At 65.0% G+C, this 16,090-nt stretch carries 22 protein-coding genes; 11 read left to right on the forward strand and 11 right to left on the reverse strand.

Annotated elements, in window-relative coordinates; genetic code table 11:
• The first annotated feature begins 2 nt into the window (after positions 1-2).
• Genes thiB through BLQ71_RS20855 form a run of 3 tightly spaced genes read left to right on the forward strand, consistent with a single transcriptional unit; the run spans position 3 to position 3,173 of the window.
• The gene (thiB, locus tag BLQ71_RS20845; RefSeq protein WP_074623107.1) at positions 3-989 is read left to right on the forward strand and encodes a thiamine ABC transporter substrate binding subunit; all 987 of its coding nucleotides are present in this window, start codon (positions 3-5) and stop codon (positions 987-989) included.
• Positions 965-2,482 carry a thiamine/thiamine pyrophosphate ABC transporter permease ThiP gene (locus BLQ71_RS20850; RefSeq protein WP_074623108.1) on the forward strand — a complete coding sequence of 506 codons (1,518 nt, stop codon included), beginning with the start codon at positions 965-967 and terminating at the stop codon, positions 2,480-2,482. The genes thiB and BLQ71_RS20850 overlap by 25 nt, the downstream gene beginning before the upstream one ends.
• Positions 2,469-3,173 carry a thiamine ABC transporter ATP-binding protein gene (locus BLQ71_RS20855; RefSeq protein WP_074623127.1) on the forward strand — a complete coding sequence of 235 codons (705 nt, stop codon included), beginning with the start codon at positions 2,469-2,471 and terminating at the stop codon, positions 3,171-3,173. The genes BLQ71_RS20850 and BLQ71_RS20855 overlap by 14 nt, the downstream gene beginning before the upstream one ends.
• 81 nt (positions 3,174-3,254) lie before the next feature.
• Here the strand turns inward: BLQ71_RS20855 and BLQ71_RS20860 are convergent, their stop codons facing one another.
• The 3 genes from BLQ71_RS20860 to petA are packed head-to-tail and all read right to left on the reverse strand — an operon-like array spanning position 3,255 to position 6,004.
• Positions 3,255-4,031 (reverse strand): cytochrome c1, encoded by a 777-nt coding sequence (locus BLQ71_RS20860; RefSeq protein WP_043141161.1) that lies wholly within the window; start codon positions 4,029-4,031, stop codon positions 3,255-3,257.
• Between the two features lie 20 nt (positions 4,032-4,051).
• Positions 4,052-5,398 (reverse strand): cytochrome b, encoded by a 1,347-nt coding sequence (gene petB / locus BLQ71_RS20865; RefSeq protein ID WP_043141163.1) that lies wholly within the window; start codon positions 5,396-5,398, stop codon positions 4,052-4,054.
• Between the two features lie 12 nt (positions 5,399-5,410).
• Entirely contained in the window at positions 5,411-6,004 is a 594-nt protein-coding gene (petA, locus tag BLQ71_RS20870) for a ubiquinol-cytochrome c reductase iron-sulfur subunit (RefSeq protein WP_043141165.1), read from the reverse strand.
• Between the two features lie 225 nt (positions 6,005-6,229).
• Between petA and BLQ71_RS20875 the strand changes: the two genes are divergently transcribed.
• Positions 6,230-6,883 carry an outer membrane protein gene (locus tag BLQ71_RS20875; protein ID WP_043141167.1) on the forward strand — a complete coding sequence of 218 codons (654 nt, stop codon included), beginning with the start codon at positions 6,230-6,232 and terminating at the stop codon, positions 6,881-6,883.
• Positions 6,884-6,955: 72 nt separating this feature from the next.
• On the opposite strand, the gene BLQ71_RS20880 is transcribed toward BLQ71_RS20875, so the two are convergent.
• From BLQ71_RS20880 to BLQ71_RS20890, 3 genes are all read right to left on the reverse strand, one after another.
• A complete protein-coding gene (locus BLQ71_RS20880) occupies positions 6,956-7,561 on the reverse strand; it encodes a glutathione S-transferase (RefSeq protein ID WP_069208268.1) in 606 nt (201 codons plus the stop codon).
• Positions 7,562-7,622: 61 nt separating this feature from the next.
• Positions 7,623-8,546 carry a tyrosine recombinase XerC gene (locus tag BLQ71_RS20885; RefSeq protein ID WP_043141169.1) on the reverse strand — a complete coding sequence of 308 codons (924 nt, stop codon included), beginning with the start codon at positions 8,544-8,546 and terminating at the stop codon, positions 7,623-7,625.
• Positions 8,547-8,554: 8 nt separating this feature from the next.
• Entirely contained in the window at positions 8,555-9,262 is a 708-nt protein-coding gene (locus tag BLQ71_RS20890; protein ID WP_043141171.1) for a DUF484 family protein, read from the reverse strand.
• A gap of 185 nt (positions 9,263-9,447) precedes the next feature.
• Here BLQ71_RS20890 and BLQ71_RS20895 point away from each other — a divergent pair, with 185 nt between their 5' ends.
• Positions 9,448-9,765: an antibiotic biosynthesis monooxygenase family protein gene (locus BLQ71_RS20895; RefSeq protein ID WP_043141174.1), complete on the forward strand. Its 318-nt coding sequence runs from the start codon at positions 9,448-9,450 to the stop codon at positions 9,763-9,765.
• Positions 9,766-9,772: 7 nt separating this feature from the next.
• On the opposite strand, the gene BLQ71_RS20900 is transcribed toward BLQ71_RS20895, so the two are convergent.
• Positions 9,773-10,462: a winged helix-turn-helix transcriptional regulator gene (locus BLQ71_RS20900; protein ID WP_043141176.1), complete on the reverse strand. Its 690-nt coding sequence runs from the start codon at positions 10,460-10,462 to the stop codon at positions 9,773-9,775.
• A gap of 254 nt (positions 10,463-10,716) precedes the next feature.
• On the opposite strand from BLQ71_RS20900, the gene BLQ71_RS20905 reads away from it, so the two are divergent.
• Together BLQ71_RS20905 and BLQ71_RS20910 are read left to right on the forward strand one after the other, a co-directional pair.
• Positions 10,717-11,130: a universal stress protein gene (locus BLQ71_RS20905; protein ID WP_043141180.1), complete on the forward strand. Its 414-nt coding sequence runs from the start codon at positions 10,717-10,719 to the stop codon at positions 11,128-11,130.
• A gap of 31 nt (positions 11,131-11,161) precedes the next feature.
• Positions 11,162-11,713, forward strand: a complete 552-nt coding sequence (locus BLQ71_RS20910) for a hemerythrin domain-containing protein (protein ID WP_043141182.1) — start codon at positions 11,162-11,164, stop codon at positions 11,711-11,713.
• A gap of 12 nt (positions 11,714-11,725) precedes the next feature.
• Here the strand turns inward: BLQ71_RS20910 and BLQ71_RS20915 are convergent, their stop codons facing one another.
• A complete protein-coding gene (locus tag BLQ71_RS20915; RefSeq protein ID WP_074623109.1) occupies positions 11,726-12,232 on the reverse strand; it encodes a HugZ family pyridoxamine 5'-phosphate oxidase in 507 nt (168 codons plus the stop codon).
• Positions 12,233-12,346: 114 nt separating this feature from the next.
• Here BLQ71_RS20915 and trxC point away from each other — a divergent pair, with 114 nt between their 5' ends.
• Positions 12,347-12,772 carry a thioredoxin TrxC gene (gene trxC / locus BLQ71_RS20920; protein WP_074623110.1) on the forward strand — a complete coding sequence of 142 codons (426 nt, stop codon included), beginning with the start codon at positions 12,347-12,349 and terminating at the stop codon, positions 12,770-12,772.
• A 64-nt stretch (positions 12,773-12,836) separates the two neighbouring features.
• Here trxC and BLQ71_RS20925 read toward each other — a convergent pair whose 3' ends face one another.
• Complete coding sequence (locus BLQ71_RS20925) at positions 12,837-13,355, reverse strand: hypothetical protein (protein WP_074623111.1); 519 nt, start codon at positions 13,353-13,355, stop codon at positions 12,837-12,839.
• 251 nt (positions 13,356-13,606) lie between these two features.
• Between BLQ71_RS20925 and BLQ71_RS20930 the strand changes: the two genes are divergently transcribed.
• Complete coding sequence (locus BLQ71_RS20930; RefSeq protein ID WP_074623112.1) at positions 13,607-13,861, forward strand: TFIIB-type zinc ribbon-containing protein; 255 nt, start codon at positions 13,607-13,609, stop codon at positions 13,859-13,861.
• A gap of 59 nt (positions 13,862-13,920) precedes the next feature.
• Positions 13,921-14,520, forward strand: a complete 600-nt coding sequence (locus BLQ71_RS20935) for a rhodanese-like domain-containing protein (RefSeq protein ID WP_074623113.1) — start codon at positions 13,921-13,923, stop codon at positions 14,518-14,520.
• Between the two features lie 6 nt (positions 14,521-14,526).
• On the opposite strand, the gene BLQ71_RS20940 is transcribed toward BLQ71_RS20935, so the two are convergent.
• Complete coding sequence (locus BLQ71_RS20940; protein ID WP_074623114.1) at positions 14,527-14,910, reverse strand: VOC family protein; 384 nt, start codon at positions 14,908-14,910, stop codon at positions 14,527-14,529.
• 250 nt (positions 14,911-15,160) lie between these two features.
• On the opposite strand from BLQ71_RS20940, the gene BLQ71_RS20945 reads away from it, so the two are divergent.
• On the forward strand, positions 15,161-15,367 hold the full coding sequence (locus BLQ71_RS20945) for a cold-shock protein (protein ID WP_043141202.1): 207 nt from the start codon (positions 15,161-15,163) through the stop codon (positions 15,365-15,367).
• Between the two features lie 405 nt (positions 15,368-15,772).
• Here the strand turns inward: BLQ71_RS20945 and BLQ71_RS20950 are convergent.
• Positions 15,773-16,090 (reverse strand): IS5/IS1182 family transposase (locus BLQ71_RS20950; protein WP_074623115.1); only part of this gene is annotated, 318 nt, incomplete at its 5' end.

Here is a 16,090-nt window from a genome sequence, read left to right on the forward strand (position 1 = left end):
CAATGAAGTCACTTGCCTTCACTGTTGCCGCGGGATGTCTGAGCGCCGGCCTTGCCTTGGCCGAAACGCCTGTCCTGACGGTCTATGCGCCCGACTACTTCGTTTCCGAATGGGGGCCGGGGCCAAGGATCGAAGAGCTGTTCGAGGCGCGCTGCGACTGCGATCTGCAATTCAAGCCCGGCGACCTCTTGCCCCGTATCCTGCTGGAAGGCGACCGGACCGAGGCCGACGTCGTGATCGGCCTGAACACCGACGTGACGAAGAAGGCCCGTGAATCGGGCTTGTTCGCCGAACACGGGGTGGACCTGTCGCCGCTGACCCTGCCGATCGACTGGACGGACGAGGTGTTCCTGCCGTTCAACTACGGGCACACTGCCTTTGTCTATGACAGCACCCGCGTGGATGCGCCGCCTGCCAGTTTCGACGCGCTGCTGGAGGCGCCAGACGACCTGCGGCTGGTGATCCAGGATCCGCGCACCTCGATCTCGGGGCTGGCGCTGGTGCTTTGGGTGCAATCGGTCTACGGCGACGAGGCGCAGGCCGCCTGGGAGAAACTGGCGCCCAAGATCGTCACCGTGACCAAGGGCTGGTCCGAATCCTACGGCCTCTTCACCGATGGCGAGGCGGACATGGTGCTGAGCTACACGACCTCGCCCGCCTATCACATCATCGCCGAAGAAGATGAGACGAAGAAGGCCGCGATCTTCCCCGAGGGGCATTATTTCATGGTCGAACTTGCCGCCCGGCTGGCCACCAGCGACCAGCCCGAACTGTCCGGCGCCTTCATGGAGTTCATCTTGAGCGAGGACTTTCAGGGCATGATCGCCACGGGCAACTGGTCGATCCCGGCGGCGCTGGACAGAGACAAGTGGCCGGATGGCTTCCAGAAGCTCGACCTGCCGGAGAATGTGCTTTTCTATTCCGAGGATGAGGCGGCGGCCCTGCGTGGCGAGGCGATCGAGGCATGGCGCCGCGCGCTCTCGCAATAGCGGCGGCCCTGGCCCTGGCGGTCCTGACGCTGGGGCCGGTGGGCGTTGTTCTGGCCCGGGCCGGGGGCTTTGGCGCCTTCGGCCCGGGGGATTGGCAGGCATTGCGGTTCACGCTCTGGCAGGCCTTCCTGTCGGCCACGTTCAGCGTTGTCCTGGCTGTGCCCGTGGCCAAGGCCTTGGCGCGCCGCCGCTTCGCCGGGCGCGGGGTCTTGGTGACGCTGTTGGGGGCGCCCTTCATCCTGCCGGTGATCGTGGCGGTCATGGGGTTGATCGCCGTTTTTGGCCAGGCGGGGCTGGTGAACAGGCTGTTGGGGGCGCTGGGCGGACCGAACCTCGACATCTACGGGCTGCACGGGGTCGTACTGGCGCATGTCTTTTTCAACCTGCCGCTGGCGGTCAGGATGCTGTTTTCCGCCTGGGCGGCGGTCCCGGCCGAGCATTTCCGGCTGTCGGCCTCCCTTGGCCTGTCGCCGCGGGCGCAATGGCGCGTGATTGACGCGCCGCTGATCCTGCGGGTGCTGCCGGGGGCGTTTACGGTGATTTTCGTGATCTGCCTCACGAGCTTTGCGGTGGCGCTGACGCTGGGGGGCGGGCCACGGGCGACGACGGTGGAACTGGCGATCTACCAGGCGATGCGGTTCGATTTCGATCTTGGACGCGCGGCGGCGCTGGCGGTGATGCAGCTGGTCCTGGCGCTGGCGGCTGGTCTGGTGGCGCTACGCGTTGCGGGACAGGCCGGATTTGGTGCCGGGCGTGATCGCATCCTGCCGCGCTGGGACGGGCAGGGTGGCCTGGCGCGTGGTTGGGATGGCATGTGGATCGTCGCGGCGGCGCTGTTCCTGCTGGTGCCACTGGCGGCGGTCGTCCTGCGCGGTCTGCCGGGCCTTCTGCTGATCACGCCGGACACGCTGCGGGCAGCGGGGCATTCGCTGATGGTTGCGCTGGGGTCCACGGCCCTTTGCATGGCCTGGGCCTTGCCGCTGGCAACGCGGCGGGGCGAGTTTCTGGCCCTGCCCGCCATCGCGATTTCGCCGCTGGTGCTGGGGACGGGGCTGTTCCTGATCCTGCGCAACTTCGTCAATCCCTTCGACATGGCGCTGCCGGTCACGGGGCTGGTCAACGCGCTGATGGCGCTGCCCTTTGCCCTGCGCATCCTGCGGCCCGAGGCCGAGGCGGTCACGCGCGACTATGGGAGGCTGCGGGCAAGCCTGCGGATGACGTCACTGGCCTGGCTGCGACTGGTTTGGCTGCCCCGCTTGCGGCGCCCGATGGGCTTTGCCGCCGGGTTGACGGCTGCGCTGGCGATGGGAGATCTGGGCGTGATCGCATTGTTTGCGGACCCGGACCGGGCGACCCTGCCTTTGCAGGTCTATCGGCTGATGGGCTCCTACCAGATGGAGGCGGCGGCCGGTGCGGCGCTGCTGTTGTTGTGTACCAGCCTGGGATTGTTCTGGCTGTTCGACAGAGGAGGACGCCTGGGTGCTGAAGCTTGAAGACCTGCAAGTGACGATGGACAGCGGGACGCTGCGCGCGGACATGGCGCTGGTGCCGGGACGCCGGGTGGCGCTTGTCGGGCCATCCGGAGCCGGGAAATCCACCCTGCTGGATGCCATCGCCGGTTTCAGGGAGGTCGCGGGCGGTCGTGTCACCTGGCAGGGGCGCGACCTGACCCATGTGCCGCCGCAGGCGCGGCCTGTGTCGATCCTGTTCCAGGACAGCAACCTGTTCCCGCACCTGAGGCTGGAGCGAAACCTGGGCCTTGCCCTGCATCCCGACGGGCGCCGCCCGGATGCCGAGGCGCGGGCGCGTATCGAGGGCGCGTTGCGGCGCGTGGGGCTGGACGGCATGGCCGGGCGCAAGCCGGGCACCCTGTCCGGTGGCCAGCAGGGGCGCGCAGCCCTGGCCAGGGTTCTCTTGATGGCGCGTCCGGTGATCCTGCTGGACGAACCCTTTGCGGCCCTGGGTCCAGCCCTGAAACGCGAGATGCTGGACCTTGTGCGCGAGGTTGCAGACAGCTTGGCGGCATTGGTGGTCATGGTGACACACGATCCGCGCGACGCAGAGGGGTTTGCCCATGAGGTCGTGCTGGTGGCCGAGGGCAAGGCGCAGGCGCCCGTGGCGGTGGATGCATTCTTTGCCGATCCCCCGCGGGCCTTCCGCGACTATGTCGGCGTGGCAGGGTAGGCCCGGCCACCGCACCCGCCGAGACCAAAAGGAAAAGCCCCGCCGGATCGGCGGGGCTTTGTCTTGTTCGGCTTGGCCGGATCAGGCGGTCGGCTTGCGCTTGATCGGGGCCCAGAGGCGCTTGTTCACGAGGTACAGCAGCACCGAGAGCACCACCAGGAAGAACACCCCGACAAAGCCCGCCTGCTGGCGCTGCATCATCTTGGGTTCCGCGGTCCACATCAGGAAGGCCGCCACGTCAGCCGAGATATGGTGCAGCGAGTTGCTGTGACCATCGTCGAACTCGGTGTCTTCGCCGTAGAGCGGCGGCGCCATCGAGATCCAGCCGCCCGGGAAAGCGTGGTTCTCATAGAGAGTCGCGCCTGCCTCGGTCTTTTCCTCGCCGGTGTAGCCGGTCAGGAGCGAGGCGATGTATTCCGCGCCGCCCATGCCCTTGAACATCTGGTTGATGCCCAGGCCGTAGGGGCCGTGGAACCCGGCGCGCGCCTTGGCCATCAGCGAAAGGTCCGGTGCCCCGGCCGCAGTGTTGGCCGGGAAATGGTCGGTCGGCTTGGCCGTGCGGAAGTCGTCAAGCTCGGGGTCGAAGACCTCGAAGTTGGCGGCGTATGCGATGACCTGCTCTTCGCTGTAGCCCAGCTTTTCGAGGTCACGCAGCGGGACGTACTGCAGGCCGTGGCAGGCCGAGCAGATCTCGGTGTAGACCTTCAGGCCGCGCTGCAGCTGGTTCTGGTCCCAGGTGCCGAAAGGCCCCTCGAACGAGAACTTGAAGTCCTCGACATGGGCCTCGCCGCCGGCGGCATGAGCGCCACCGGCCAGACCGAAGGCCACGAGGGCCGCGAGGGTGAGTTTCTTGAACATCTCTTACGGTCCTTCTTGTCTTATTCCGCCGGGGTCGCAGCGCCTGCGCCCTTGGCCTCATCCTTCGGCGGGTAGTGCGCGTCGAAATCGGCCTCGATGGTGTCGGGCTGGGCCAGCGGCTTTTCGATGACACCCAGCAGCGGCAGGATCACCAGGAAGTAGGCGAACCAGTAGGCCGAGGCGATCAGCGAGAAGCTGGCGTAGGGCTCTTCGGCAGGCATGGCACCCAGCCACATCAGCGCGAAGAAGTCGATGACCAGCAGCCAGAACCACCACTTGAACATCGGGCGGTAACGGCCCGAACGCACCGAAGAGGTGTCCAGCCAGGGCGCCAGCGCCATCACGATGATCGCGCCGAACATCGCCAGCACGCCAAAGAACTTGGCGTCGATGATGCCGCCGGTCACGAAGGAAGCCAGTTGCACCAGCCAGACGTCCGAAGTGAAGGCGCGCAGGATCGCGTAGAAGGGCAGGAAGTACCATTCCGGGACGATGTGCGCGGGCGTCGCCAGCGGGTTCGCCTCGATGTAGTTGTCCGGGTGGCCCAGGTAGTTCGGCATGAAGCCGACGATGGCGAAGAAGATCGCCAGGATCACGGCCAGCGCCAGCAGGTCCTTGATCACGTAGTAGGGCCAGAACGGAACGGTGTCCTTCTCGGCTTCGGCCTTGGACCCGCGACGCACCTCGACACCTGTCGGGTTGTTGTTGCCGGTGGTGTGGAAGGCCCAGATGTGCAGCGCAACCAGGGCGGCGATGACCATCGGCAGCAGGTAGTGCAGCGAGAAGAAGCGGTTCAGCGTGGCGTTGTCCACCGCCGGTCCGCCCAGCAACCAGGTCTGGATCGGCTCACCGATGAAGGGAATGGCGCCGAAGAGGCCGGTGATGACCGTCGCACCCCAGAAGGACATCTGACCCCAGGGCAGAACGTAGCCCATGAAGGCGGTGCCCATCATGCAGAGGTAGATCAGCATGCCGATGATCCAGGTCACCTCGCGCGGGGCCTTGTACGAGCCGTAGTAGAGGCCGCGGAAGATGTGCGCGTAGACGGCGACAAAGAACAGCGAGGCGCCGTTCATGTGCAGGTAGCGGATGAAGTGACCGCCGTTCACGTTGCGCATGATGTGTTCGATCGAGGCAAAGGCCAGGTCGACATGCGGCGTGTAGTGCATCACCAGGACGACCCCGGTGGCAATCTGCAAAACGAGGCAGAACGTCAGGATGATCCCCCAGACCCACATCCAGTTCAGGTTCTTGGGGGTGGGGATCATGATCGTGTCATAGAGCAGGCCGACGATCGGAAGGCGGCTATGCAGCCACTTTTCGCCGCCGGTCTTCGGCTCGTAATGGTCGTGCGGGATTCCAGCCATGTCTTGTGCTCCTTAACCCAGCAGGATGGTGCTGTCGTCGACCCACTCGGCGGGCGGGACAGGCAGGTTTTCGGGGGCGGGACCTTTGCGGATGCGGCCCGCGAGGTCGTAGTGCGACCCGTGGCAGGGGCAGAACCAGCCGCCAAAGTCACCGGCGTTGCCCAGCGGCACGCAGCCCAGGTGGGTGCAGACACCCATCTGAACCAGCCAGGCCTGCGCGGGCTGACCCTCGGGCGAGGGCAGGGTACGGTTGGCATCGGTGGCCGGTGCCGCCGAATCGGCGAGGTTGGCGTTGCGCGCATTGGTGTCGACCACGTTCTGGCCGGCGGCAAATGCCTCTTCCTGTTGCTGCGCCTCGGCGATCTCGTCCTCGGTCCGGTGACGGATGAAGACCGGCTTGCCCAGCCACTTGACCGTGAGCTGAGTGCCAGGCGCGACGCCCGAGACGTCGACCCGGATCGTGGACAGTGCACGCACGTCCGCCGAGGGGTTCATCTGGTTGACCATCGGCCAGACGGCAGCGCCGGTCGTGACGACCCCGGCGCCGGCGGCGGCGTAGTAGAGGAAATCCCTTCGGGTGCCTTCGTGGTCTTCTGCGTGGGACACGAGGTTCGCTCCATTGCTGTAGGGGCCGTCGGCCCGCGGTAAAACCCATGGTTTCCGGAGCCTCGAAAGACTCCGGACCCCGCTCAGGGTCGGTATCTAGCCGGGAGGCGGTAAGGGGTAAAGGATGCAAAAGGCTCACACTCCACGCTCGCGCGAATCTGTCGCGGTTGAAACCACCCTTCTGCAGTGATTATCTCGCCCGCGAGCAAAGTTAGGGGCAGCACGATGCGGCGACTGATTCTTTCCCTCGGCATTCTGATCGGTCTGGCGGCCCCGGCGGCGGCAGAGATGGAACTGTCGATCTACACCGGCTGGCAGACGCTGCCTCACAGCCGCATCTCGGGGGACCTGCCCAATGGTGGCGGCAGCTATGACCAGCTTGTCGGCTGGGAGGGCAAACCCTTTGTGATGCCTCCCTATTATGGCGCCCGCGCCACCTGGTGGCGGAGCGAGTCGCTGGGCTTTGGCGTGGAATATACACATACCAAGGCCTATGCCGACGACGGCACGCTCAAGGCGCTGGGCTTTTCCCAACTGGAATTCACCGACGGGCACAACGTGCTGACCGCAAACGTGATGCGGCGCTGGAAAAACCAGTGGGGCCAGTTCACGCCCTATGTCGGGGGTGGCCTGGGCATCGCCTTTCCGCATGTGGACGCGGATCACGCCAGCGGATCGCGGACCTACGGGTTCCAGCTGACCGGCCCCGCGATGCGCCTGACGGCTGGCACCAGCTACCAGATCAACGACCGATTCTCTGTCTTCGGCGAGTATCAGTTCACCTATTCGGTGAACGAGGGCACATTCGAGAACGGCGGCACCTTCAAGACCGACATCAAGACCAATGCGCTGAACGTCGGGCTTTCGATGCACTTCTAAGTCAGGTGCCGGATCGCAAGCCCGGCCTTTGGACATGCGTGAGGGCGGACCGGGGTCCGCCCTTTTTCATGTTCAGCCGCTGGGCGTGGTGGCGATCATGGCAGGGCGCTGGGAAAACTCGGCGTACCAGGCGGCCAGCGTATCGCGGCCGGTGCGCCAGGACCGGGCCTCGTGGCGGAAATCCAGGTAGCCAAGCGCGCAGCCGATCGCGATATGGCCCATGTCCATGCGGCCGTGCAGGTGGCTCATCCAACGGGTGCCAAGCGCATCCAGCGCGCGGGACACCTTGGCCCATTGGCCTTCGATCCAGTCCATCGACACCTTTTCGGGCGGGCGAAAGCGTTCCTCGTAGACGATCAGGACGGCCGCCTCCATGATCGCATCGCCCGTTGCCTCCAGCGTCAGCGTGTCCCAGACCCGGCTGTCCGGATAGAGGCCCGCCTGCGCGCGGGCATCCAGGAACCGGCAGATCACCCGGCTGTCATAGAGCGTGGGACCGTCCGAACGCATCAGGGCGGGGATCTTGCCCAGCGGGTTGGCCGAGATCAGCGCCGGATCGGGCGTGATGGGCGTGGTGGCGATGTCCGCCATCTCGACATCGTCCAGCTGCCCGGTTTCGTGAAGCGTGACCAGCACCTTGCGGACAAAGGGCGAGGCCGGCGATTGAAGTAGCTGCATGACGGGTATCCGGATGTGGTTGATCGTGTTGCGCACAGCAAAGCACTTGCGGGCGTGGGTGTCACGCCTTGGGGTGCGTTGCCGCGTAGACCTTCATCAGGTGCACCTCGTCGACGGCGGTATAGGCCTGGGTCGTCGACAGCGAGGCATGGCCCAGCAATTCCTGGATCGCGCGCAGGTCGCCGCCGGCAGCCAGCAGATGGGTGGCAAAGCTGTGGCGCATGGCGTGGGGCGTCGCGCTGGCGGGCAGGCCCAGCTGCATCCGCGCCTTTTCCGTGACCTTGGTGACGATGCGCGGGTTCAACGGCCCGCCCCGTGCCCCCCGGAACAATGCCTGGTCCGGTTCGACGGGATAGGGGCACAATGCCAGGTAGCTGTCGACGGCCTTGATCGCCACTGGCAGCACCGGAACCAACCGTTCCTTGCCACCCTTTCCGAGGATTCGCAGGGTGCTGCCCAACGGAAGGTCGCGCCCCTTCAGCCCCAGCGCCTCGGAAATCCGCAGGCCGCAGCCATAGAGCAGCGTGACCACCGCGGCATCGCGGGCACCCTGCCAGCTGTCGGTGCTTTGCATCTCGACCGTGTCGATCATGGCGCGCGCGGCGTCTTCGGTCAGGGGGCGGGGCAGTTTCTTCTGGAACTTGGGGGCACGGGCCGACAGCACGGCGGTGGCTTCGAACCCTTCGCGACGGGCCAGCCAGCGGTAAAAGCTCTTGACCGCGGACAGCTTGCGCGCGACCGAGCGTGCGCCGACCTCGCGCCGTCGCAGATGGGCCATCCAGGACCGCATGTCGGTGGTGGTGACAGCCGACAAGGGGGCCAGCCCCTGCGGTTCCGCGTGATGCGCCGTCAGGAAGGCGATGAAATCCAGCACATCCGCGCGGTAGGCGTTCAGCGTGTTTTCCGCCGCCCCGTCCAGCGCCTTGCATGCCTCCAGCCAGTTGGCCAGGGCGTCGCGCGCGGCGGGTGAGATGTCCAGGCTCATGCCGGGCCTCAGGCCAGCCATCTCCGCATCGCGCGTTCGAAGACGCCGCCGAAGAAGGACAAAAGGTCGGTGCCCTGTTGCGGTGTGAACTGGTGCGGGTCCTCGGACCCCATGACCAGCAGGCCGGGCAGGCGACCCGGGCCGAAATCCAGCCGCAGGCAGGCCTCGGAGCGGATCCATTCGGCGCGTTCGCCAAAGATCGCCTCATTGCCGCGCTGAAGCTGGCGCAGGACCACTTGGCGCAGCGGTGCTTCGCGGCCCTCGCCGACATAGGTTTCCACGAAACCCGGCTCCGCCACCGAAAGCACGTCGCCCAGGCGGCTGACCACCGGATCGTCGTCCTCCTGCGCGGTTTCCAGGACAAGGCGGATGTGATCGACGCGCAGGATCTGCGCGACCTCGCCACCCAGGTCGTGGAGGAAAGGCTCAAACTCTACCGGGTCCAGCATGCGCAGGACGGCGCGGTGAATCTGGTTGGTTCCGGCAAGGTTTTCATAGGCCGCGGCAATGACGCTGCGGTGGGTGTCCTCGAGCCGGTCAAGCCGCGCCTCGAGCCGTTCCATCGCGATGCCGCGCAGGTCGATGATATTGCCGCCCATCGCACGTTCGTTCGCGGCGATCAGGGCCTGCATCAGGTCCTTGTCGTCGAGGATGATGTCGGGACGCGAGATGATCGAATCGCGGATGGATTCCTCGATACGCTGGGTGCTGCTCATGGGCCTATTGTCCTGCTCGTGCTGCGCTTGGGCGCTTGTTTTTTCGCGCGATTGGCACTGTGTCGCCCGTCGCGCCCTTTGCTGTCAAGGAAATCCGCCCCGCGCAAAACCTGTCTTTCCCTGATCGCGCGGGTTTGGCCACGCCCGCGATCCGTGCCAAACTCGGACCACAAGGAGGAGCGCCCATGCCCAAGATTTCCGTGACCTCTGACGCCCAGACCGTCATCACCACCTTCGAGACCAGCCCGGGCCAATGCCAGGACCTGCTGGATGCGCTGCAGGCCGCTTATGCCGAGTTCATCTCGAAACAGCCGGGGTTCATCGCCGCGGGCCTGCACGTCAACGACGCCCAGACCCGGATTGCCAACTACTCGCAATGGGAAAGCCGGGATGATTTCCTGGCCATGTTGCGGTCATCCGAGATGCGCGCGCGCAACAAGGAGTTGAACGCGCTCTGCCGGAGCTTCGAGCCGGTGCTCTACGAGGTGGCCGCCACCTATTGATCGACGGTCAGGCGGCGATGGCCCCGTCGAGACAGGCCGCGGTGAAACGATAACCCGACCCGCGTACTGTCTCGATGTCCACGGCGCCGTCCGAGGCTTCGAGGCAGGCGCGCAGGTTGCAGACGTAAACGTCGAACACCCGCGGGTCCGGTTCATCCTCGAGCCCGTAGATATGGCCCAGCAGGGCCGCGCGGCTGACCAGCCGGCGCGGTCTCAACGCGATGTACTCCAGAAGTTCGTAAAGTTTCGGGCTCAGCTTGACCGGGCAATCCTGCAGGTAGGCCTTGCGGCGCAACAGGTCGACGGCAAGCGGGCCATAGCTCAGCATCGGTTGCGCAAGACCATGTGCGCGTCGCGCGATGGCAGAGAGGATCATGACCGCCTCCTCGGGCGGGGCGGATGCGTCCAGGACCGTGTCGGCCCCTGCTTCCAGCCAGCGGACGATCTGCCCGTGCGAAGCGTCCCGCGCCATCAGTGCAATGGGCAGGTCGGGATGGCTGCGGCGCAGGTGAGGCAGGGACAGGCCGGTGAGGGCTAGTTCCTCGGCGTCGAGGATCAGCAGGTCTGCCTCTGTCATCCGCAGGTAGTGTGGAATGTCTTCGGGCCGGTCCGTCCGGGTCAGCAACACCCCGGTGTTGGTCAGTTCCTTGGCAAGCGCAATGAGGGACCAACTGGTTTCGGCGATCAGGTAACGCACGTCGCAAACTCCTTGCCATACGAGACGGGCGGGCCACCCTCGGCTCCGCCAAACTTGGCACTCCGGTCCTGCCTGACCGTTCTGGCAACGGCAAAAGGACCTGTCTGCGGCGCGTTCTGACACCGGCTTATGGTTGTATGGGGGGATTGTGGTGGGATTATGACCGAGCGATGTCCGCCGTTTGGCACATGACCTGTATCAAGGAAATCGGCGCCCTGTGGTCCCATGTTTGGCGACACGGGAGGAGACACATCATGTACAAGAACATCCTGGTTCCCATCGCCTTCGACGAGGAAAGCGACACGCGGATCGGCGCGGCGACCTCGGTGGCCCGGCGGCTCGCGGCAGAGGGCGCGCGGATCACCTTTCTGCACGTGCTTGAACAGGTGCCGGGCTATGTCGCCAGCTACCTGCCCGCCGACTATGCCGCGCAGGCGCGCAAGGTGGTCGAGGACGAGTTGAACGACATGGCCGCAACGGTTCCGGGCGGTGTCGGCCTGGTGGTCTCGGGCCATTCCGGGCGGACCATCCTGGACTGGGCGTCGGACAACGACACTGACCTGATCGTCATCGCCTCGCACCGACCGGGGATGCAGGACCTGTTGCTTGGGTCCACCGCGGCCAAGGTTGTGCGCCACGCGCAATGTGCTGTGCACGTGCTGCGTTGACTTTGTACTGGCCCGCATCAATCTGCGGGCCATGACCAGTGAAATCGACCTCTCCCGCCGTGACCGCCTGCCGGACGCCTTGTATGCCCTGCGCGAGGACTACCCGCGCGAGGCGTGGCAAAGCCATGACAACTTTGGTGGGCTGGTGGCCTTCTGGATGGACCGCCATGTGATGTTCCGGCGCCTTTGCGAGGCGCTGCGGCAGGATGCCGAGGCCGCGTCGGACGGCAGCATGGACCCGCGCCAGATGCAGCAGCGGCTTGTCCGCTATGGCAGCATGTTGTTGCAGCAGCTGCATGGCCACCACCAGATCGAGGACATGCACTATTTCCCCAAGCTGATCGACCGCGAGGCGTCGCTTGCCCGCGGGTTCGAGATCCTGGATCGGGATCATCACGCGATGGACGGGTTGTTGCAGCAGTTCAGCGATGCTGCGAACGGCGTTCTTCAGGGCAAGGTGGAGGCGGGGACCTTCCAGAGCCATGTCGCGGGGTTCGAGGCGCTTTTGCTGCGTCACCTGGACGACGAGGAAGACCTGATCGTGCCGATCCTGCTCAAACACGGCGCGCAGGGGCTGGAATAGCGATTGCGGCGCCTAGCCCCGTTGCGACCGGGCTGGGGCAAGATCGCTGGCGGTCAGGTGATAGGCCTTGCCGAACCCGCCATTCATCAGCGCGTCCGTCACGCGAAAGCGCAGCAGGTGGAAGTCGCCGAAATCGATGTAGAGCTTGGCCTTGGGCCGCTGCGACAGGTAGTGATCGCGCAAGGCCGCATGTCCGGGCGCGTCGCGGGGTACCAGTTCGGCGGTCACATGCAGGGTCAGGCGCGGGTGAGTCAGGGGATCGCCCCTGTCCTCCGGCTCTCCGACCAGCAACGCACAGGCCGGGTTGGCGACAAGCGCAGCCGTATGGGCCGAGAGGGTCGAGACCAGCGACAGCGGCGCACCATCGGGATCGGTGGTCAGGGCAATGCGGGTGACAGAGGGCGTGCCAGTGTCCGGCTGGGTGACGGCCAGCGCGGCAAAACTGGCCTCTTCGATCAGGCGCCGCGCCAGCGCGCGTGCCTCCGCATCCACCGGACGGAACGGGTTGGTTTCGGTCATGGCGACCCTCTAATCCTCTCTCTTCCTTCGGGTGCGGATTTTTGCATCAGGACGCTTGATGCGGGCAATGCCTGATCACATATAAAAATACGAATGTGAAATGGAGGATCTCCGATGCCGGGCAAGAAACTGACCTGTCTGGACTGTGGCCAGGTGAACCGCGTTCCGGCCGAGAAACTGGGTGCCGGGCCGAAATGTGGGACCTGTGGTGCCGCGCTCATGCCGGGCAAGGCGGTCGAGGTGGATGCCGCGACCCTGGCCAAGGCCGCCCGCACCGACGAGGTGCCGCTGGTGGTGGATTTCTGGGCCCCCTGGTGCGGCCCATGCCGGATGATGGCCCCGGAATTCGGCAAGGCGGCCACAGCCCTGAACGGCGAGGCGCGGCTGGTCAAGCTGAACACGGAGGATTTCCCGCAGGCCGGTTCCCAACATGGCATCCGGGGAATCCCGACGATGGTGAGCTTTGCCGGGGGCCGCGAGCGCAAGCGCCAGTCCGGCGCCATGCCTGCCGGTCAGATCGTCGGCTGGGTGCGCGGCTGAGAACAAGATGGCAGGCGCTTTCCCGTTGGGAGGCGCCTGTTATTCGGGTGTCTTGCTCAATCGGTCAGAACGGATCCTGCGATCCGACGATCGTGTCCCAGCATTCAAACAGCGCGTCGATGGCGCGCGACGACCCGCTGAGCGAGAAGGTCGCCTGTCGCTGCTGTTTATCGTTGTAGACGTAGACAGAATTTCCGCGCTTGAGCTGGACAAGGAACTTGGCCGCCTTCTCGGCGTCGGTCATGCTCAGCGCGATGCCGGTTCCCTCTCCGCTGCCGTCCATGTTCCAGCGGTTCCGGTCGACATCGACGACAAAACTCACCGGGCGCGCCTCGAGATTCCAGCGCGGATCGAAGATGAAGAGAGCGAAAGCCTCATTCTGGTAGGCGACCAGGTTGAATTTCTGCGTGCTGCCGTTCTCGACCCCGGCCGTGCACCAGTAGCTGTCGCTGCTCTGGCTGTAGGTCACGTCGACCTGCCATTGCCGGTGCTGCATCAGGGTACGCGTGTCGTAATCCTGCGCCGCGACGGCGGCGGGCAGAAAAGGTACGAGAAAGGCCAAGATCAATCCGAAGCGTGCCATGAATTATCCCTGTCTTATGCGATTGCCCGCATCATAGCGCGGTTTTCCCGTGACCGGAACGTTTCCGGTCGGTTGTTGCGGTGCGGCCAAGGGCGCCGGAGCGTGGCCGCGCCCCCTGCGGCGGCGGTGTTCTTTACTGGATATCGTCTCATCCCGGCATCGTCAGGTCGGGAAATCCGCAGGATCGTCCCGGTGAAATCCTGCCGCGCGGCCCCTATCTGGATATGAACCTGCAGCAGAGGAGAGCGCCCATGAAATGCCCGATCGACGGAAACGAGTTGGTCATCACGGATCGCGCCGGGGTCGAGATCGACTATTGTCCCAAGTGCCGGGGTGTCTGGCTGGACCGTGGAGAGCTGGACAAGATCATCGACCGGAGCGCCGAACAGATGGCCCCGCCGCCACAACAGGCTCGGAGCGCCGAGTCCGCCCGCCACGAGGATGACGGGCGTTATCGCAAGAAGAAACGCCGGGGCTTTCTCGACGAGTTGTTCGATTTCGACTGACGGCCCCCGGGGCGGGCGCTAGGCTCTGCGTGGTTCCAATGTTGCCTCGGGAGGAGTTCATGAAACACCTGGTATCGTCCGTATTCGCCTTGGCCCTGGCCGTGCCGGCCGGCGCCGATGAGGTCGCCATCTCGCGCGGGATGGCCTCTGTCACCGTGCCGACACCCTCTGGCGGCGAGGTCACGATTTCCCGCGTGCAGGACCCGGACGCGGTGATCGAGGGCGGTTTCGCCCGCATCGCCCGCCCCTGTCCCAGTTTCTGCATCCAGCCCGTTTCGCCTGCCGAGGGTGTCACCACCGTGGGCGAGCTGGAGTTGCTGGCCGCGCTGCAGGACCCGGACGTCATGGTGATCGACAGCCGCGTGCGTCCCGACTGGGAAACAGGCACCATCCCCGGCTCGGTCTCGATCCCCTACACCGAGATGGTGGACCGCCTCGGCGAGCTCGGCTGCGAGATCGACTTTGAGGGATTCGTCTGCGAGCCGGAGTCGGTGCGCGAGGTGGTCCTGTTCTGCAACGGCCCCTGGTGCGGACAATCCCCCACCGCCATCCGCCGCATGATCGAGGCAGGCTATCCCGCCGACAAGATCAGCTATTACCGCTGGGGGATGCAGGGCTGGCGGATGCTGGGGCTGACCGTGGCGGGTGGTGAGAGCTGAGCCTACCTAGGTCGGCAGCTCGGCCTTGTCGAAATCGACATGGATGTGGTTGCCGTCCGGGTCGCGGAAATTGACCTGGACGATGGGGAATTCCGGCACCTCGTCGAGGCTGTAGGGAACGTGCCACTCGTCCAGGCGGGCCAGGAAGCCCGCCATGCCGGTGGCGCGAAAGGCGAAATGTTCCAGCGTGTTGTCGCGGACCGCTTCACGCTGACCCGGGATGTCCACCAGGTGAACATAGGGCCTGTCGCCCAGGTAGAGCCAGGCCCCGCCGACCGTGAACGGCGGGCGCGGACCGGGATGAAGGTCCAGAACCTCTCCGTACCAGCGGATCATGGCATCGAGGTTCGCAGTACGGACATTGACGTGATCGAAGGCGGTGAGGGGCATTGTCTGGCTCCGGCCTGGTTCCGGTCTGATAGCGCCAACATGGCATGGCTTGCCTGATCGGGAAAGAGGCGAAGCCCCGCCGGTTCGTCACGAAATCCTTGCCAGAGCGTCCGAGATCTGCGATTGAGACTTTGCTAAGTCCTTCTCTTCGATACCTGTCTTCCTTCACCGGCACGCAGTCACTCGATCAAGACGCGCCTTCGCCGGGCCGCTGCATGCTGCGAGCGGCATAAATACAAGGAATAGACGGATGGCCAATGGCACCGTGAAATGGTTCAACTCCACCAAAGGCTTCGGCTTCATTCAGCCGGATGCAGGCGGCAAGGACGTGTTCGTGCACATCTCTGCAGTCGAGCGTTCGGGCCTGACCGGCCTCGCCGACAACCAGAAAGTGACCTACGACCTCGAATCCGGCCGTGACGGTCGCGAGAGCGCAGTGAACCTGGAACTCGTCTGAAGCCAATCGGCTTTGGTATGATGTGACGCGGTCCCGGTCGGGGCCGCGTTTTTTTTGGAGGGTTTGGTCGGGTTAGGCGAGGTCTCGGGTCAAGCCCGGGACGGGTGATTTCAAGCGATGTGCCGGGCGCACGCCGGACCGGCGGGGAGGTGCCGCGCCGGTGGATCGGGTGCGGTTTATGGATGTCACGTCCGGACGACCTTCGAGGTTTGCGCGGGCGTTGCCAAAGCGCCTGCCCGGTGGGGCCGGTTAGGCGCTCGCCCAGCGGGCCTACGGCCCTTGTTCCGGGCTGAGGTGAGGGGGTTGCAGGTCCATTTCAGGCTTTTGTCTCGGGTTCTAAGATCTCGAACTGAACGACCTCGTCCATAGTTTTCGAATGGCTCTAGGCTCAGGACTCGTTCTCCCTCAAAGCCAGAAGATGACGGTCGCGGCGAGAGCTATCGCCGAGAAGAAGGTCTGCGGGCATCGGTCGTAGCGTGTCGCAACGCGCCGCCAGTCCTTGAGCCTGCCGAACATGATCTCGATGCGATTACGGCGTTTGTATCGCCGTTTGTCATACTTTACCGGCGTCTTCCGTTTCTTCCGGCCCGGGATGCAGGGGCGTATCTTCTTGTCCTGCAAAGCTTCTCTGAACCAGTCGGCATCGTAGCCACGGTCTCCGAGAAGCCATTTCACGTTGGGCAGCCCGCTGACGAGCGCACGCGCCCCGACGTAATCGCTGAC

It is taken from the genome of Antarctobacter albus (assembly GCF_900101505.1).
Lineage (GTDB): Bacteria > Pseudomonadota > Alphaproteobacteria > Rhodobacterales > Rhodobacteraceae > Antarctobacter > Antarctobacter albus.

Coding starts and splice junctions, on each gene's coding strand:
- thiB (WP_074623107.1), top strand. CDS start 3: ATGAAGTCACTTGCCTTCACTGTTGCCGCGGGATGTCTGAGCGCCGGC.
- BLQ71_RS20850 (WP_074623108.1), top strand. CDS start 965: ATGGCGCCGCGCGCTCTCGCAATAGCGGCGGCCCTGGCCCTGGCGGTC.
- BLQ71_RS20860 (WP_043141161.1), bottom strand. CDS start 4,031: ATGTTCAAGAAACTCACCCTCGCGGCCCTCGTGGCCTTCGGTCTGGCC.
- petB (WP_043141163.1), bottom strand. CDS start 5,398: ATGGCTGGAATCCCGCACGACCATTACGAGCCGAAGACCGGCGGCGAA.
- BLQ71_RS20875 (WP_043141167.1), top strand. CDS start 6,230: ATGCGGCGACTGATTCTTTCCCTCGGCATTCTGATCGGTCTGGCGGCC.
- BLQ71_RS20880 (WP_069208268.1), bottom strand. CDS start 7,561: ATGCAGCTACTTCAATCGCCGGCCTCGCCCTTTGTCCGCAAGGTGCTG.
- BLQ71_RS20885 (WP_043141169.1), bottom strand. CDS start 8,546: ATGAGCCTGGACATCTCACCCGCCGCGCGCGACGCCCTGGCCAACTGG.
- BLQ71_RS20890 (WP_043141171.1), bottom strand. CDS start 9,262: ATGAGCAGCACCCAGCGTATCGAGGAATCCATCCGCGATTCGATCATC.
- BLQ71_RS20895 (WP_043141174.1), top strand. CDS start 9,448: ATGCCCAAGATTTCCGTGACCTCTGACGCCCAGACCGTCATCACCACC.
- BLQ71_RS20905 (WP_043141180.1), top strand. CDS start 10,717: ATGTACAAGAACATCCTGGTTCCCATCGCCTTCGACGAGGAAAGCGAC.
- BLQ71_RS20910 (WP_043141182.1), top strand. CDS start 11,162: ATGACCAGTGAAATCGACCTCTCCCGCCGTGACCGCCTGCCGGACGCC.
- BLQ71_RS20915 (WP_074623109.1), bottom strand. CDS start 12,232: ATGACCGAAACCAACCCGTTCCGTCCGGTGGATGCGGAGGCACGCGCG.
- trxC (WP_074623110.1), top strand. CDS start 12,347: ATGCCGGGCAAGAAACTGACCTGTCTGGACTGTGGCCAGGTGAACCGC.
- BLQ71_RS20925 (WP_074623111.1), bottom strand. CDS start 13,355: ATGGCACGCTTCGGATTGATCTTGGCCTTTCTCGTACCTTTTCTGCCC.
- BLQ71_RS20930 (WP_074623112.1), top strand. CDS start 13,607: ATGAAATGCCCGATCGACGGAAACGAGTTGGTCATCACGGATCGCGCC.
- BLQ71_RS20935 (WP_074623113.1), top strand. CDS start 13,921: ATGAAACACCTGGTATCGTCCGTATTCGCCTTGGCCCTGGCCGTGCCG.
- BLQ71_RS20940 (WP_074623114.1), bottom strand. CDS start 14,910: ATGCCCCTCACCGCCTTCGATCACGTCAATGTCCGTACTGCGAACCTC.
- BLQ71_RS20945 (WP_043141202.1), top strand. CDS start 15,161: ATGGCCAATGGCACCGTGAAATGGTTCAACTCCACCAAAGGCTTCGGC.